Origin of the sequence: Marinobacter bryozoorum (assembly GCF_023156245.1) — a bacterium.
In the GTDB taxonomy this organism is placed as follows: Bacteria; Pseudomonadota; Gammaproteobacteria; order Pseudomonadales; family Oleiphilaceae; genus Marinobacter; species Marinobacter bryozoorum.
This window is the reverse complement of sequence record NZ_JAKZAH010000040.1, coordinates 1-16,079: the sequence shown is the minus strand read 5'-3', so window position 1 is coordinate 16,079 and position 16,079 is coordinate 1. Positions and strand designations below refer to the sequence as shown.

Annotated in this window: 16 protein-coding genes; 5 read left to right on the top strand and 11 right to left on the bottom strand. The window is 60.4% G+C overall.

Going from position 1 to position 16,079, the window contains the following annotated elements; all coding sequences use genetic code 11:
- Window positions 1-20 precede the first annotated feature (20 nt).
- From MLC59_RS16595 to MLC59_RS16580, 4 genes are all read right to left on the bottom strand, one after another.
- Window positions 21-1,661, bottom strand: coding sequence for a methyl-accepting chemotaxis protein (locus tag MLC59_RS16595; protein ID WP_248236523.1), 1,641 nt, complete (start codon window positions 1,659-1,661; stop codon window positions 21-23).
- Between the two features lie 201 nt (window positions 1,662-1,862).
- The gene (locus MLC59_RS16590) at window positions 1,863-3,893 is read right to left on the bottom strand and encodes a PhoX family protein (RefSeq protein ID WP_248236522.1); all 2,031 of its coding nucleotides are present in this window, start codon (window positions 3,891-3,893) and stop codon (window positions 1,863-1,865) included.
- A gap of 192 nt (window positions 3,894-4,085) precedes the next feature.
- Window positions 4,086-4,412 (bottom strand): hypothetical protein, encoded by a 327-nt coding sequence (locus MLC59_RS16585; RefSeq protein ID WP_248236521.1) that lies wholly within the window; start codon window positions 4,410-4,412, stop codon window positions 4,086-4,088.
- A 134-nt stretch (window positions 4,413-4,546) separates the two neighbouring features.
- On the bottom strand, window positions 4,547-4,789 hold the full coding sequence (locus MLC59_RS16580; RefSeq protein ID WP_248236520.1) for a hypothetical protein: 243 nt from the start codon (window positions 4,787-4,789) through the stop codon (window positions 4,547-4,549).
- A 107-nt stretch (window positions 4,790-4,896) separates the two neighbouring features.
- Here MLC59_RS16580 and MLC59_RS16575 point away from each other — a divergent pair, with 107 nt between their 5' ends.
- On the top strand, window positions 4,897-5,694 hold the full coding sequence (locus MLC59_RS16575) for an undecaprenyl-diphosphate phosphatase (RefSeq protein ID WP_248236519.1): 798 nt from the start codon (window positions 4,897-4,899) through the stop codon (window positions 5,692-5,694).
- Window positions 5,695-5,720: 26 nt separating this feature from the next.
- Here the strand turns inward: MLC59_RS16575 and MLC59_RS16570 are convergent, their stop codons facing one another.
- The 3 genes from MLC59_RS16570 to MLC59_RS16560 form a co-directional block, all read right to left on the bottom strand.
- A complete protein-coding gene (locus tag MLC59_RS16570; RefSeq protein WP_248236518.1) occupies window positions 5,721-6,824 on the bottom strand; it encodes an acyl-CoA dehydrogenase C-terminal domain-containing protein in 1,104 nt (367 codons plus the stop codon).
- A 161-nt stretch (window positions 6,825-6,985) separates the two neighbouring features.
- A complete protein-coding gene (gene cfa, locus MLC59_RS16565) occupies window positions 6,986-8,140 on the bottom strand; it encodes a cyclopropane fatty acyl phospholipid synthase (RefSeq protein WP_248236517.1) in 1,155 nt (384 codons plus the stop codon).
- Between the two features lie 208 nt (window positions 8,141-8,348).
- The gene (locus tag MLC59_RS16560) at window positions 8,349-8,747 is read right to left on the bottom strand and encodes a hypothetical protein (protein WP_248236516.1); all 399 of its coding nucleotides are present in this window, start codon (window positions 8,745-8,747) and stop codon (window positions 8,349-8,351) included.
- Window positions 8,748-9,185: 438 nt separating this feature from the next.
- Between MLC59_RS16560 and MLC59_RS16555 the strand changes: the two genes are divergently transcribed.
- Both MLC59_RS16555 and MLC59_RS16550 read left to right on the top strand, forming a co-directional pair.
- Complete coding sequence (locus tag MLC59_RS16555; protein WP_248236515.1) at window positions 9,186-10,151, top strand: hypothetical protein; 966 nt, start codon at window positions 9,186-9,188, stop codon at window positions 10,149-10,151.
- Window positions 10,151-11,929: a GMC family oxidoreductase N-terminal domain-containing protein gene (locus MLC59_RS16550; protein ID WP_248236514.1), complete on the top strand. Its 1,779-nt coding sequence runs from the start codon at window positions 10,151-10,153 to the stop codon at window positions 11,927-11,929. The genes MLC59_RS16555 and MLC59_RS16550 overlap by 1 nt, the downstream gene beginning before the upstream one ends.
- Window positions 11,930-12,053: 124 nt before the next feature.
- Here the strand turns inward: MLC59_RS16550 and MLC59_RS16545 are convergent, their stop codons facing one another.
- Window positions 12,054-12,953, bottom strand: a complete 900-nt coding sequence (locus MLC59_RS16545) for an NAD-dependent protein deacetylase (protein ID WP_427901738.1) — start codon at window positions 12,951-12,953, stop codon at window positions 12,054-12,056.
- A gap of 83 nt (window positions 12,954-13,036) precedes the next feature.
- The gene (locus tag MLC59_RS16540) at window positions 13,037-13,927 is read right to left on the bottom strand and encodes a LysR family transcriptional regulator (protein ID WP_248236513.1); all 891 of its coding nucleotides are present in this window, start codon (window positions 13,925-13,927) and stop codon (window positions 13,037-13,039) included.
- A 181-nt stretch (window positions 13,928-14,108) separates the two neighbouring features.
- On the opposite strand from MLC59_RS16540, the gene MLC59_RS16535 reads away from it, so the two are divergent.
- Window positions 14,109-14,291, top strand: a complete 183-nt coding sequence (locus tag MLC59_RS16535; protein WP_248236512.1) for a hypothetical protein — start codon at window positions 14,109-14,111, stop codon at window positions 14,289-14,291.
- A 152-nt stretch (window positions 14,292-14,443) separates the two neighbouring features.
- A complete protein-coding gene (locus MLC59_RS16530) occupies window positions 14,444-14,722 on the top strand; it encodes a peptidylprolyl isomerase (protein ID WP_248236511.1) in 279 nt (92 codons plus the stop codon).
- Here MLC59_RS16530 and alkB read toward each other — a convergent pair whose 3' ends face one another.
- Window positions 14,723-15,364 (bottom strand): DNA oxidative demethylase AlkB, encoded by a 642-nt coding sequence (alkB, locus tag MLC59_RS16525; RefSeq protein WP_248236510.1) that lies wholly within the window; start codon window positions 15,362-15,364, stop codon window positions 14,723-14,725. It abuts the gene before it with no gap.
- A gap of 201 nt (window positions 15,365-15,565) precedes the next feature.
- On the bottom strand, window positions 15,566-16,079 hold a 514-nt coding region (locus MLC59_RS16520), incomplete at its 5' end, for a transposase (protein ID WP_248236509.1).

Below are 16,079 nucleotides of genomic sequence, written 5' to 3'. Positions count from 1 at the left end.
TAGGGTGTACCGCAATCACTTCAATGTCCGGAAGGCCGATAGCCCAGACGGAAGCCGCCCCAGTGGCGGCCGTTCACGAACACCGGCACCGACAGGTCGTGCATGATCTCACCGGTATCCCGGCGATAGGTCTGCAGCAGCATGGTATCAGTGTGACTTCCGCAACGGGCGCCGGTGCGATCGTTGAACAATCGTTTGCTGCGACTGCGGACCAGGTCCTGTTGCGGGTCACCGGTGGGCTCGTGGGCAAAGGCCCGGTTGTGGGTGGGCACATAACCGTCTGGCGCCGTGGCAATGGCAAATACCAGCGCGTCGTGAGAGGCCACTACCGGTTCCTGTATGGCCGGCAGCACCTTGTCGGTGAAGGCATCGAAGCCACTGTGATACTTGGCCGGGCTGGTATTCAGAACCGGTTGCCGGTTGCGGTCGAACAGCTGCTCCTGCGTAAGCTCACCCAGCTGCAACGCCTCTTCAAACCGTTTGCCAATGGCATCAGCGGCGCTGGCGGCCTGTTCGTAGAAGAAACGGTGATAGCTGGCGCTGCTGTTGGCCGCAAAGGACGCATTGGCCTGCTCGGCCAGGTCCATAAGCCGGGTAGCCTGGGTAGCCAGGTCGCCCACCCCGCGATCGCTCTCGGCCATTTCATCCCGCAGGGTCTCGACGCCCTGGAGGATCTGCTCAAGATTGCGTTCGTTCTCCCGGTCTCCCTCGGCGATACCGTCCACCTCGCTTTCCAGCAAGTCCGCCTGCTGGCCGATCTGTTCGAGGTTGCCGGACACCGACTGGACAGATTCGAGCCCCCGGTCAACGGTGTAGGCCAGCTGCTCGACGCCCGAAAGGATTCGCGCCGTGGACTCCCGGATATCCGCCAGCACGCCGGCTACCTCGGTGGTGGCTTCGGTGGTGCGCGCCGCCAGGTGGCGTACTTCGTCAGCCACCACGGCGAATCCGCGCCCCTGCTCCCCGGCCCGGGCCGCCTCGATGGCGGCGTTCAATGCCAGCAGATTGGTCTGTTCGGCGATGGCCTCGATAACCGAGGTCACACCCTGGATCCGGTCCGACTTGCCATCCAGGTCGCGGATCAGGCCCAGGTTCTGCTCGGACTGCTGGTATACCTCCCGGATATCGGCGAGGGCGGTCCCCAATGCGGCACGGCCGTCACCACTGAGCCGGCTTGCCCCCTGGGCTACTTCCGATGCCTCAGCAGCCTTGCGGGCGCTTTCGCGAACGGTTTCGGTTACCTGGCTGGCGTAATCCGCCATCTGCCGGATTTCGATGACCTGGCGGTCCAGTCGTTGCTTCAGCTGGTCCGCCGCCCAGGATACCTCGGCCGCCGACACCGCATTCTGGTCTGCGGATCCGGAGAGGGCCTCGGCCAGCGCCTGCCCGGCGGCGGCATCCTCCAGCATAGGCTGGAATCGGGCATGGAAGGGATGATTCGCGGAAAGCTTGCCCTGAGAGAGCTGATTGACTGCGTCGAGGTAGGGAACAATCAGCCAGCGCCACCAACAGCTTCCCATGACCAGGGCCGCAAAGAGGGTTACGAGGAAAACTGACGAGGGTGAGCCCTCAGTAAACTGAACTGTGATGCCTGCAACGCTACCTGTAGCCAGCAGTATTACCAGCCCGGCCAGCCCTGCAAACCGCTTCGAAATGCCCATTCTGACGTCGCCATCGTTGTTCTGGTTATATTTTGGTCATATCAGCATACGAAAAAATGGTCATCAGGGAATCCGACTTTAGTGACATATCAACTACATTTTACGTGGTTTTACAGGCCAGCCGTTCTTTCAGCGTCCGCTCAGCGCAAAAGGCCGGCCCGTATGCCGGCCGGCCTTATTGGAGAGCTGCCTTAATCCGGATCAGGCGCCGATAACGCCGCCGCCTTCGCGGGTGACGACCACTACCGATGAACGTGAGTGGCCCTCAGCGGCATCGGCGGGCCAGGCAGCAGGGTGCTGGATACCCACGAACATGGAAGTCTGATCCGGTGTGGTAACGACCCCGGTCACTTCACAATTGGTGGGGCCCACCAGGAAGCGCTTGATCTCCCGGGTATCCGGGTTCGCCGCCAGCATCATGTTGTTGCCCCAGGGCTCGCCCCAGCGTCCGTCAGTCTGGATCCACAGGCGCCGGTCGCCGTCGAACCACAGGCCGTCCGGGCTGTTGAACAGGTTGCTCTGATCCAGTTCCACCAGGACGCTGTCTCCGACGACGGTCTGTGTTCCGCTCTCCCCGGCAAAGACGAAGATATCCCAGTCAAAAGTCGTCGCGGCATGGTTGCCACCCGCCTCTGCCCAGCGAATGATGTGGCCATTGGGGTTCGGGCCGTTGGGGTTCGCAGCATTGACGTCATCTTCAGTGCGCTGTGAGTTGTTGGTGAGGGTGAAGTATACCTCTCCGGTTTCCGGATCCACGGCGCCCCACTCCGGACGGTCCATGGGCGTCGCCCCTGCAATATCGGCAGCCAGCCGGGTGTTCAGCAACAGATCGGCCTGGTCCGAGAAGGCCTCATCAAACTGGATGTCGCCGACCCTGGAGCCAACGGCAGCGTTCATTTTCTCCACAAATCCCGCATCATCCAGAGACAGCGGCAGCCACTCACCGGAGCCATCTTCGTTGAAGCGGGCCACGTACAATGTACCGGTATCCAGCAGGCTGCCATCAGCGGTGTCAGCCCGGTAAGGTTGCGCAGAAACAAACTTGTAGATGTATTCGAAGCGGCGGTCATCGCCGGAATAGCATACGACGGGCTGCCCTTCCACGGCAGGCGCAAAGATCACGCCCTCATGGCCGAACTTGCCAAGGGCGGTACGCTTCTGGGGCGTGCCTTCCGGATCAAAGGGATCAATCTCCACCATGAAACCGAAAGTGTTGGGCTCGTTCCGGTAATCCTCAGTGGCAGAACCCCCGGTTCGGGTCGCATCAAAACGCACGTATTCATCGGCACCGTTATCGGCCAGTTCCCAGTCGTACCGTGATTCGGTACCTACGCCGGCACGGGCATACTCTTTCGGCATGGGTTCATCACGACACACGAAGTAACCGTGCCAGTTCTCCTCGGCGGTCAGGTAGGTGTTCCAGGGTGTCGGCCCCATAGAGCAGTTATTGAGTGTACCCCGCGTGCGGGTTCCGTCCGGGCTGTAGGGCGTGACCACCTTTTCAGAGCCGCGTACCGGACCCTGCAATGCCATAGGGGTTCCGCCCGTTACGCGGCGGTTGTAGGCACTGCCGTGCACCAGGTCCCAGATGCCATCGCTACTGCGGCGGATATGGGCCACGGAGACACCGTGAGCGGCAATTTCCTTGCGAACTTCATCCGCTGGCCGGCTACCGTCCGCCAGGGTCGTCGGTCCTGCGGGGTGGGCTGCGCCCTGGTCGATGTACTCATGGTTGATAACCAGCAGCCCCTCGGCAGAACTGTTACCGCCTTCATTCACGTCGATGGGGAAGAAATGCATGCCGTCATGATGCATACCCACCTGCTGCTCCTGCTGGGCCCCGGTGTTGTTGCCCTGAGGATCGAATTCCGGGTAGCCACCAGCCAGCGGTGTGCCCCACGGCAGGAACACGGATGCCGTATAGCCGGCTGGCACCGTAACCTGATTGGCATCTGTGGGGGAAACGGGCTCGAAGCCCAGGGTAAGTGCAGCGGAACCGCCACCCTCAGCAGGATCGCCTGACTCGTCGTCATCGTCACTGTCGCTACCGCAGCCGACAAGGGACAGCCCCATGAAACCGGCCAGGGCAGCACCCATGGTACCTTTCATCACCGTCCGGCGCTGCATACGGGCAGCCAGCACCTGATGAAACGGCAGGTTGTCAGTGTGGTTTCTGACGGGTTCGTGTTCCGGGTCAAGCTTGATCTGGCTGAGTTCGTGGTGGTCCTTCATGGTTTCTCTCACATCTGATCATCGGGATGGGTGGAAACCTGAGAATGACAACGGAATCTTACGGTTCTGTGACGCTTATTTGTCAGTTAGCAGACAAAACCGTGACCACCGGATGTATCGGCAGTTCCATGACGAAAAAAGGGCAGGCACCCTGACCGGGTGGCTGCCCATTCAACACTCAGCAATAACTATTTATTGAACGATTTCATCCCCGGCCTCTTCCATTTCCTCACCGGCCTTTTCCATGGATTCACCAATCTCTTCGCCGGCTTCGTCGATTTCTTCGCCGACTTCATCGGCGGCGTCAGAGGCGGATTCCGCTGCCCCTTCTATCGGGCCTTCCTGGGTGCCGGTCGCATCCTCAAAGGTCTCCTCGGTTGCGCTGGCTGCATCTTCAGCCATCTCTTCGGCGTTATCGGCAGCCTGTTCGAAATCGGCACCTTCGTCGCTGTCATCGCTGCAACCGGCCAGCCCCAGAAGCAGCATCAGTGTGAAGAAACTCAGCGTCAGCTTTTTCATTGGTCATCCCTTTTGGTTGGTGAGAGCACGGCATCACGACGCCCTTTGCGGGACGTGGTTCACGCCAATGTGTGATCAACAACGATACTAGGACAGGATGAATGTATTTTGCATTGCCCTGGCATTACCGGTAATCAATAACCGTTCAGGTTATGACCATCGATAATCAGAATATGGTCCACAGCCAGCAGAACGCCCTTTTCAAGGGCCACGAAGTCTCCCCCCGGACGGGTGAAAAGGTCTCTTATACGTGAATGTACCACCTGAACCTGACCGGAGGAGTCACGGTAAACCAGTTCAACGATTTGCTGCTGGAGCATATAGTCGGTAAGTTTTTCGCGGAGGGACGTTTCCAGTACCGGTCTCGGATTGGCCATACCCTTGCCTGTGTCCTTCTGTTCACTGTTTGTTATTGTCTCTTTTTGTTTAGAATAGCCGGCTTTCGACAGACTACCACCCGATCTTACCGCCAACAGGACTTACCATGGACTGGCTTCAGGTTGTCATCCTATCCCTGGTACAGGGCATTTCCGAGTTCCTGCCGATATCATCATCGGCCCACCTGATCCTGGTACCGGTAATGACCAACTGGCAGGACCAGGGGTTGGCGTTCGACGTCGCACTGCACCTGGGCAGCCTGCTGGCGGTGGTGCTTTATTTCCGTCGTGACCTCATCACCATGACGGGCAGCTGGTTCCGTTCTCTGCGGACCCGCCAGCCGGACGAAGACGCACGCCTTGCATGGGCAGTACTATTTGGCACCATTCCGGTAGGACTGGCAGGGCTGGCTTTCAAGGACACCATTGAAACCGTACTCAGATCGCCCCTGTACCTGGCCGCTGGCCTGATCGTATTTGGCATTGTGCTGGCCTGGGCCGACCTGCGCCGCCGCGGCCATCGCACCGAGGCACAGATCAACTGGAAAGACGTCCTGGTTATCGGTTGCGCCCAGGCCCTTGCCCTTTTCCCCGGCACGTCCCGTTCCGGTATCACCATCACCGCTGCGCTGCTCATGGGCATGAACCGGGAAGCCGCCTCCCGTTTTTCGTTTCTTTTGTCGATTCCGGTGATCGTGCTGGCCTGCGGCCTGCAGATCAAGTCACTGGCAGAAACCTCGCAACCCGTCCAGTGGGAAGCCATGGCTGCCGGAATTGCCCTGTCCGGTATCTCGGCCTACCTGTGTATTCATTATTTCCTGGCGTTTATCAAGCGCATCGGCATGATGCCCTTCGTGGCCTACCGCATCATCCTCGGCATCATCCTGATCGGCGTCTTTGCCTGACACTGCCACGCTATCGGGGCAAGTACTCAGAACCAGGCTGCCCTCATATCCAGGCAGGTCGTATCCTGGTTTTGCAGCAACACCAGGTCCTGGGCCACTTCCGGTAGCGTCCAGTGGAAAAAGTACCGGGCAGCCTGCATCTTGCCGAGCAGGAAGGCCTCTTCCTCAGGCCCGGCGTCCGGTAGTCGCCGGGCCGCTGCATTGGCCTGTCTCAGCCACATCCAACCCGCCAGCATTTCTCCGAACAGGTGCAGGTAACGCCCCGCGTTAGCCAGTATCCGCTGCGAGGAACCAGCCTGCAGGTCCCTGCCCAGCGACTGGGTCACCTTTACCGCCCGTTGCAGGGTCTCACTGAGCGAAAGCGCCCATTGCCGGGTATCTTCGGTAACCGCGGCTTCCAGGTCTTTCTGCAAGGTTTGCAGAAACAACTGCAGGCCGTGGCTCTGGTGGGCCCATACTCGCTGCCCAAGGAACTCCCGGGCATGGCGGTTGGCGGTTTCCGGGTCAGGAGCCTGCATCGCGCCCCCGAGCGCAACGGAAGCCTGCCAGGCCGCGTGCAGTGGCCACCAGGCCAGCACCGGCTCAAGGAAGGCCAGCAGGCGCTCCCCGGTTTCCCGGCGGGAAGGGTTCGGATGGCTCTGAATGTCCTCCACCAGCGAGGCGCTATAAAGCACCATGGCGAGGCCAGCCTCTGAGCGGCTCTTGGCCTGCAGCAGGCGACCACGGAGGTCCGCCGACTCTGGCGTATCCAGCTGCGCCTTCCCTGCGCCGGACAAGGTACGACGGAAGCTCTGCCAGACAGACAGCGCAACGGCCATGGGTCTGCCTGCCAGGTCTTCCGAGCGGGTTCTGAACAAGCGACTGTGCTGTCCGTCAGCCTGGTACAGACCATTACCCAGGGTCAGTATCGCCTCCGGGACCACGCCAACAGAGCCATCGGCCAGGGCCTCTGCCTGGCCATCGCCGGCTCCACTTCGGCCTTCGGCAAGGCGGGTAAAGGTGTCTACCACTGCCCTCAGGGAGTTAACGGAATGCTCCTGGTACCGGGGCCGGGCCACCAGGGCGCCAGTATCCAGCACGTCGAACAGCTGAAACAGGAATTCGCGGGAATCTACCGGACCGGCCGCCATTAACGATACTCCTCGATCACGCTAACTGGGGAGCGAGGTATCCTGGTGTCAACAACCCGGTGGGCGCACAACACAGGTTACCCCGAATAGCGCCACAGCCTCGCACAGGGCGGGTTACAGTTCCATAGAGCAACGCAAATTCCGGGAATCCGGGACATTAATCATGTTACACGCGGGTAGACGCCTTCATGGCCGCCCTTCGACAGGACCCACTGCCAAACCTGCAGATCCCGTGCGCGAAAGGCGCCGGCACAGGACAGCAGGTAGAATCGCCACATGCGGAAAAAGCGATCCCCAAGCTCCCCGGCAAAACGGGGCCAGGCCGCCTCGAAGTTGCGGTACCAGGCCATCAGGGTGCGATCATAGTCGGCACCGAAATTGTGCAGATCTTCCACCACAAACAGGTTATCTACCGCATCACCGATCTGTCCGATGGATGGAAGCTCACCGTTGGGGAAAATGTACTTGTCCATCCAGGGATCGGAATGCGGCGCCCGTTCATTCTTGCCAATGGTGTGCAGCAGGAACAGGCCGCCATCTTTCAGGCTCCGGTGAGCAACCTCCATATAGGTCCGGTAATTCTTGTTACCCACATGCTCGAACATACCGATACTGACGAGGCGGTCGAATGTCTCGTCAACATCCCGGTAATCCTGCAGGCGGAAATCCAGGGGCAGGTCGGGATACATCTGCCGGGCCAGGTCCGCCTGCTCCCGGGAAATCGTCAGCCCCACGCACTCGACGCCATAGTGCTCGGCGGCGTAGGCCATGAAGCTGCCCCAGCCACACCCGATATCCAGTACCCGCATTCCGGGTTCCAGTTGAAGCTTGCGGCAGACCAGGTCCAGCTTTGCTTCCTGTGCCTGCGTTAGCGTAGTGGCATCCCGCCAATAGCCACAGGTGTAGGTCATACGGGGGTCCAGCATGGCCCGGTAGAAGTCATTCCCCAGGTCATAGTGCTGCTTACCTACCTCCTTTGCGCGGGAGACGGTCTGGCGATTGAACAACCGGGCCTTCAGGTAATGCAGCAGCACCCGGGTGGGCCTGACTTCCCTGTGGAGCTTTGCCCTTAGCACCCGGTGGATAAACTCATCCAGCGCCTGAACCTCCCAGGCACCCTCCATATAGCTTTCCCCGAGGCCCAGGCTACCCTCGGTGAAAATTCGCTCTGCCACATCCGGACTATTCACCTGCATGTCCCAGGGCCGGTCACCACCCACCTCGATACCCGCCTGTGCCAACAGCTCCCCCAGATACGCCTGCAGCGAACTGCGTCCAGACAGTGATACCTTGCCAGACTGCTTTACCAGTTCCATGAATCTGTGCCTCCTGAAACTCTTTTGCACATTGACGGCTAAACTGCCGACCATCATTTGTACAAAAATAGACCGATATGGAGGATTTTTAAATTAGAGACAATCAATGGCAAGAAGCAAGGTTAGCTATGACCCGGAAAGAGGCCGTCCGACCTCGATACCACGCCTTGTGGCGATGCGAGTACGAGGTCAGAACGCGGGTGGCATTCTATTTCGTCCAGATGACTACCCCGCTCTTACCATCGCCAATTCCGAAGAACGAACCACGGCGGTAATGGTCCTGGTACGGCCTGTAGTGCCTGTAGTGCCTTTGATACCTGGGGTGCTTGTGGTGCCCCTCACGATAGCGACGCCGGTCGTCCCGGTAATGCCGGTCGTGATACCGGTGCCCCTGGTGCCATTTAGGCCCCTTTTGATAATGACGATGCCTTTGGTGCCCGCGCCCACGGTGGGCCGGCTGCAGACGTTGCACGCCCTGGGACAGGTACCCGTCATGGCGGTCATGGGCCTTGAGAAGTCCGGCCTCACTGCGCCCCGGGTCTGCCAGGGCAAGCGTACTCGCGCCCAGCAGGCCAACAGTTAACACGGCAATCAGCAGGGTTTTCATGGTTGATCTCCTTTTCCTGTTGCTCTTGCGAGGCCACTACGGCCATAGCCACACCTTACCCCCGGCCGTGTAAACCCATGTTTGGCAACCCGTAAAGTTTCCGTAAAGGCCCCTGAGGAATCTGACTACCTGAGCGACACATTTCTTGCCGACCGGGTTTCCCCACTCACCGGTGTTCGCGGTGCAAATGCAAACTGAGTCTCAACTACCCGTAATTAGTGTTAGGCGTGTCTTATTTTTCGAGACATTTACTGGTTTTGTCTTAAACAGGCATTACCATCTCCCAAGCCGTTGCCTGACTGACCAGCTTCGCGGCCGGTCGGGTACCGCCACTGGAGAAACACTATTTCGCCACTGCAGGGAAGACAGTTTTCCCAATAAGAACAGGACCCCGGCCGGCACAGCCGTGGGCCCGGATAAACCGCGAGGGAGGTGCTTGTGTCTGAAACCAAACCGACGAATTCGCCGATCAGCTCCGGGAGGCGACAGCTACTGATCGGCTCTGGCGTACTCGGCGCCGCCGCTGCACTCAATCCCGGCATGGCTTTCGCCCACTGGGGGCGTGGCAAAGGGAGAGGGAAAGGCAGAGGCCGCTGGGGTCGTGACAACCCGCAGGAAAATGCACCACCCGTAGAATGGACGGTGGAGCAACTTCGTACTGCACTGGATCAGCTGCGAAACGATACCTTCTTCGCCATGATCGCTTTTGGCGTTCCGGGCAATGACCCCTATTCCGAGCACCAGGGAGTAAGCACCCCGTACCCCGGCGGCATCACTACCCGTGCAGACCTCTACCTGTCCGGTGGCACCGACCTCCTGGTTCCGGTACCCGCCGGCTTCATGAACCAGTTGCTGGCCTCCATTGCCACGTACCTCGCCGTTAAGCCCATGGATATTCCTGAGATGGCCTCGGAAGATGTGGGCGAAAACGGCGAATACCTCCTTGAAAACCTTAATAGCTCGTTTACAGACTACCTGGAAGGCGAGGTGTCCAATTCTGTGCTGGTCGCCCTGCTGATTAACCTTGCAGCCACCCGGGTGGCCGGCAGCGTCGATGGGCCGTTCCCGTCCCCGTTCGCCAACCTGAGCTGGGAGCAGAAAGCGAAAGTATTCGAAGAGCTGGAAAGCGAACACTCCTGGCTCAAACGCGCTATCACCTGGAACATCCCCGACCGGGATTACCGGGAGGCAACACCAGGCGTCCTCTCGTCCATGGTTGCGTTCATGCTACGTATCGCCGGCTTCGGCAGCTACTGCGAGTTCGCCGTCTTCAACCCCCAGACCCGCGAAGTGGTCCAGCGCCCGCTCGGCTGGGTACTCAGCCAGTACGCGCCTGATGCGCCGCCCAGCGGTATCGGCAGCGATGACTTTATCGGTTATTACCAGGGACGGAGGAGTGTCTGATGCGTGATGTAATCATTATTGGCGCCGGTGGCGGTGGCCCGGTGGTCGCAAAGGAACTGGCCGAGCGCGGCCTGAATGTCCTGGTACTAGAAGCGGGCGCCCGGCACGCAAAGCCGGAGCAGGAATGGTCTGCGCTGGAAAACCACATGAACAGCTCCCTGACCGGCAAGCTGCGGTTCGGCCCGGCCGATCCGGCCAAGCCCGCCTGGTTCCGTGAGCTGACCACTCCCGGCAGTTTCTCCCAGGTGGCCGGTGTCGGCGGCACTACCCTCCACTATTATGGCAACAGCCCCAGGGCCATGCCCGGCGTATTCGCGGACTACCGCGGCCGCGACCGTGGCATGTACGATCACCGCCACAAGTTCCCGTTCGGGTACGACGAAATGCGTCGCTACTACGAATGGACCGAGGCGACCCTGCCGGTGCAGACAGCAGCCATGGGCACCAAGGAACAAGCCTTTTTCCAGGCGGCCGAGGCGGCAGGGCTGAGCCCGATTACCGGCAAGGACATTACCCACGCCGGCTTCCGCCCCCAGGAGAACGCGATCCTGCAGCCCGGCGGTACCGCTGGCCGAACCAGCGATCCGTCCCAGCTGAACTACCCGAACGCTACGGGTTGTACCCTTTGCGGTCACTGTTTCCAGGGTTGCATGCTGCCCAAGGGCGCGCCCCGCAATCTGAAAGCCCGCCGCTCCACGGATAACAGCTACACGCCGATGGCACTGACGGCTGACCTGTGGAAGCCGGGCGGCAAGGCCATCACCCTGGTCAGCGATGCCTATGTCACCCGCATTCTGTCGGATCGCCAGTGGGGCCGTCGCATGCAGCGGGCCACCGGCGTGGAATGGCGTGACGTTAACACCGGTGAGGTTCACTCGGAAGATGCCAGGGTCGTGGTCATGGCCGGCGGCTGCATCGAGAATCCGCGGCTATGGATGAACAGCGACCTTCCCGACCCCAATGGCTGGGTGGGCCGGGGCCTGACCGACCACGCCCTGGACTGGGTGACCGGCATATTTGACCATGATGTTGGTGGCGCCAGGGGCACCTCCTGCTCCTCCCGTGCCGACTTCCCGGGCTACGGTGCCATCCAGAACACCGCTAACACCCCCGGTGTCCAGGCCAACAACCTGACCAACAGCGACAGCGGCATCCGTGGCACCTATACCAACGGCCTTGGTGGCCAGGGAGCCTGGGACGGCGAAGCAGGCCGGCTGTATGGTACCGAGCTCAAGGAAATGATGTCTGATATCAACCGTCAGATGAGCATCCTGGTGCTGACGGACGCCGACGTGGAGTACCAGAACAAGGTGGATGTGTCCCGCGTGTTCAACGACGACCACGGTCCCGTCGCCCGGGTCAGCATCGACAAGCGCCGGCGCTCCCGTCGAACCCAGCGTAACCGGGATTACCTTGCCACCCGTGCCGCGGAAATCCTGCGTGCCGCCGGTGCCCGGAAGATTGTCCGTAATGACTGGGCCCCGGTATTGCTGCACCTGCAGTCATCCATGCGCATGGGTGACAGCGCCCGCAACTCGGTACTCGACGAAAACTGCGAAGCGCGGGCTGTCCAGGGCCTGTTCATTGCCGATAACTCGGCACTGCCCAACTCCCTGGGTGGCCCGAACCCGACCCTGAGTACCCAGGCGCTGGCCACACGCACGGCTGAGAAGATCTTCCAGCATTACTTTGGCGGCGATGCCTGGGTTGGCCATGAAAGCCCGATCTGCTCTATCGATGATGCAGTCACCCAGGCTGTTCTGAGCCGGGGGCTCTAGAAGAACACAGCAGCCATGGACGGCTCGCTCAAGCCGGGAGGAAGCCCGGCGACCTTTGGGGGTAACACTCTGCTTGCAGAGTGTCGTCTTGGCCCGGCAGTTTCTGCCGGGCCTTTTTTGTTTGTCAGACGGAATCCAGCTGCTGCAGGCAAAGCTCAAGGGTTTCGGAAATACGCGCGTTGAGCCGCAAATTCAACATGTCGTCAGCCCGGGTGCGCCCCAGGTTCAGCGCGGCCATGGGCTTGCCCCAGTCCCGCCCATAACGGCAAAAACGAAGGCCGGAATACACCATCAGGGACGAACCGACCACCAGCAGACCGTCGGCTGAACCCAGACACTCCATCGCACGGCTGACCCGGTCCCTGGGTACAAAGTCTCCGAAAAAGACGACATCAGGCTTCAGGATTCCCTGACACCGAGGGCAGTCAGCAATCCGGAAGCGCCTAAAATCCACTTCCAGGTCGGCATCACCGTCCGGAGCGGCACTGGCACGGAACTGAAGAAAGTCCGGGTTAAGCTGGGCACACCAGTCGTGCACCTGGTCTCGGCTGCACCGATAGCCGCAACTGAGACAGACCACCTCGTCCGCCCTGCCATGCAGATCGACAACCGCCCTGCTGCCTGCCTTCTGATGCAGCCGGTCCACGTTCTGGGTGACGAGCAATCCCACGTGGCCCCTGGCTTCCAGTTCCGCCAGATAACCATGGGCACGGTTCGGCCTGGCATTACGCATCACCGGCCAGCCCAGCAAACTACGTCCCCAGTATCGTTGCCGCAAACTCGCGTCCGCCACGAAGGCCTGGTGCTGTACCGGCTGCCGGCGCTTCCAGGCACCGGTGGCATCCCGGTAGTCGGGAATGCCCGAGTCGGTACTGATCCCGGCACCGGTGAGCACCATCAGCCGGGGGTGGTCATCAATGAATTCCGCCAGGCGTTCTGCCGCCTCCAGCGGAGCAACCGGCACCGGCTCTGGCCCGCTACGAGGCATGGGTACGCTTCTTGTTGAGGGGCGCAGGGCCGTCATCTTCCTGTCCTGTTAGTCAATATCGCCGATACTTTACCACTGGCCAGCGGTGGTAAAGGCAAAGCCAGTGCCGAAGATGGCTGTCAGGGCTGGCCTTCTAGCTGCCGCTGACGGTCCCGGAGCCGCTGTGCCAGGAAATCCATCGCGACCCTCACCCGGGCCATCTTGCGGAGGTCCTGGTGGGCCAGCAGCCACAGGTCTATGCTTTCACCTTCCAATGGGTCAGAAAGTCTGACCAGTTCCGGGGCCGCATCCCCAAGATAACAGGGCAGGACTCCCAATCCACCACCATTGCTGACAAGGCTGAACATGCCATAGAGGCTGTTACACCGGAGCGTCGAGCCGGCGCGCCGAAGATTGCGGCGGTACCAGCGCCCGGTAGCCAGGTGCACAAAGCTTTCGTCGGGTATTACCCATACGTGGTCACCTGGCAGGTCAGATTCATCGAAGGGCTGCTTTTCAACATAGCCCTGGCTGCCATAGATTGCAGACTCGATGGTGCCTACCCGGTGCCCGACCAGGGTTTCCTGGGGCTGATTGGTGGGGCGCAGCACCAGGTCTGCGTCCCTCAACGTCAGTCCCGCCACATCGGTGCTGGTAACCGCCTCGACGTCAAGACCCGGGTAGGACGCCACCAGCTCGCCCAGCAGAGGCGCCAGCAGTCCGTTAAGTAAACTGTCGGTAGTGGCAACCCGCACCCGCCCTTCCGGATCCGTTTCCTGCCCTGCCAGCCGGCGCTCCAGGTTTTCAATATCAATCGCCAGCCGCTCAGCTTCCCGATACGCCAGTTCACCGGCCGGCGTGAGGGCGAGGCCATCACGGTTTCGCTCAAACAACCGGGTATCCAGGTCGCCCTCCATCTGGTCCAGCCGCCTCAGCACCGTGGTCTGGTGCACACCGAGCAACTCCCCGGCCCTGGCCAGGGTCCCGCCATTAGCGAGGGCGTGCACATATCTCAGGTAATCCCAGTCCATCGGTGGTGTCCTGTCATTGATGTTTGTTACTGCATATCTGCAACGGAACTATGCAGTTTAACGTATTTAAACTGCGCATAAGAACTCGCACAATGCTCATGTGCTGACGGACAGGAAGCTACCTTCTCCGCTGCACAGCCCCGATCAGGCAATACAACCATGCAACCAGGAGGTAAGACGTATGCAAGATCGCGCCAGAGTTAACCCCGTCCCCTCCACCGTACTGCACAACGCCGTAGAGCTGCGCCGGGCCTATACCCGGATGGCCGCCAGGAATACTGCAAAGGCGGTGGCACGCGGGATCCGTCACGCCCAGCAGTGGATCGTACTCCACATCCGACCGAATCGACCTGCCGCAGGCTGACCAGGCCGGCAACGCTCGCGCAAGGCCAGGATGATTCAGGGTCGAATTGGCAGAGGTACCAGGAATTCAGCTGGCAGGTTCTAAAAACACTTGCCAGACGCCTTCGGGAAGGGCAGCATTCCGGGTTCATTCACAGAACAGGGATACTGAACATGACCCAGGCGACAGCCCGCCACATCCTGGTGGAAAGCGAAGCCAAGTGCGAAGAACTGAAGCAGGCCATTGAGAATGGCCAGGACTTTGCCGAGGTTGCCAAGCAGCACTCCAGTTGCCCGTCAGGTCGCAACGGCGGAGATCTCGGATCCTTCGGCCCGGGCCAGATGGTACCGGAGTTCGACAAGGCCGTTTTCAACAGCGAACTGAACACCGTTATCGGCCCGGTTAAAACCCAGTTTGGTTACCACCTGCTGGAAGTGACCAGCCGCACCTGATTAAAGCGCCCTGCGGAAAGTCAGGTTGTAACGAACATGGCCGGTGACCTTACACCGGCCATCGGGGACCGGCGCGATGCCATGGTATCGCAGCCGGTCTTCTCCCCCCCAAACCAGTACATCGCCGTGCTCGAGCACAAGCCTTGCCGGTGAACCGCCCCGTCGCAGCCCACCCCACAGAAAGGTCGCCGGCAATCCCAGCGAGACCGACACCACCGGCCAGCGATAATCCTGCTCGTCCCGATCCTGGTGCAACCCCATGCGTGCGCCCGGCTGATAGCGATTGACCAAACAGACGTCCGGCCCGAACCCGGGATACCCTGCCCTGTCAGCGACATCCGCCGCCAGGCGGGAAAACAGGGCTGGCATCGCCGGCCAGTGACGCCCCGTCTCAGGGTCCAGCTCACTGTATCGATACCCCCGACGGTCGGTAACCCAACTGCGGGCCCCGCAACCGGTCATGGCAGCCGACATCTCACGCCCACCCGGGGTTTTCATACGCCGGAATGGTGATACTTCTGCGATACGGCCTATGGCTTCCAATAATTGGTCACCGACGTCCAGGGCATAGCCGCGAAACAGCCATGTGCCCGGGCCCAGCGACTCCCGGTTGTTGGCCAGGTCAGAAAACAGGTCCGGCACTGATTGCCTCCTTTGTGACTCACAGGGCCACTATACCCCGATTATCATACACAGCCGCGTAGCAGGATCCCTCTATAGGTCATCCGGACGCCTGTAAAACAGCCGGATAATCATCACTGGCGCATGTTTGATGTCACGACCCGGAAAAGATCATATTTTCCAGAAGGTTAAATATGGGTCTCTTCCGTTTTGTGTGGAACATTAGCTTGCAACCATTCTCTGTAATGGCGTCTGGAACGGGTTTGCTGGCAGATGCTTGAGCTTGCCGGCAATCAGAAAGCAGATGGCAATGAAGTGGCTCGCCGTGCCGTAGCCGCGCGCACGGGCCTTGGCCGCCTGGATCAGGCTGTTCATGGCTTCGACATAACCATTGCTCAAGCCGCTTTCAAAGCCCTGTAGGACTCCGGCCCAGTGTCGCTTGATGGTGGCAGCTAGTTGTTTCATCGGTTCCAACCGACAGCGTCTGGCCCAGGAGTGCCATCGCTTCAGTAACCCTTCCGCTTGTTCACGACCAGGCTTGGCCTGGAAGATGTCACGCAAGGCCTCTTTGATGCGCCAGGCACGAGCGGTCTTCAGGTTGGAGCGGGTCAGGTCGTAGACGGCCTCATCCTGCTTTTTGCTCCAGCGGGCCATGTCCGTGAGCCAGGCCCATTTGGTTCGCTTCAGGCGGGCGTCGTGGCGTACTTCAGACTTGCGCACGGCATCCACAGCCTGA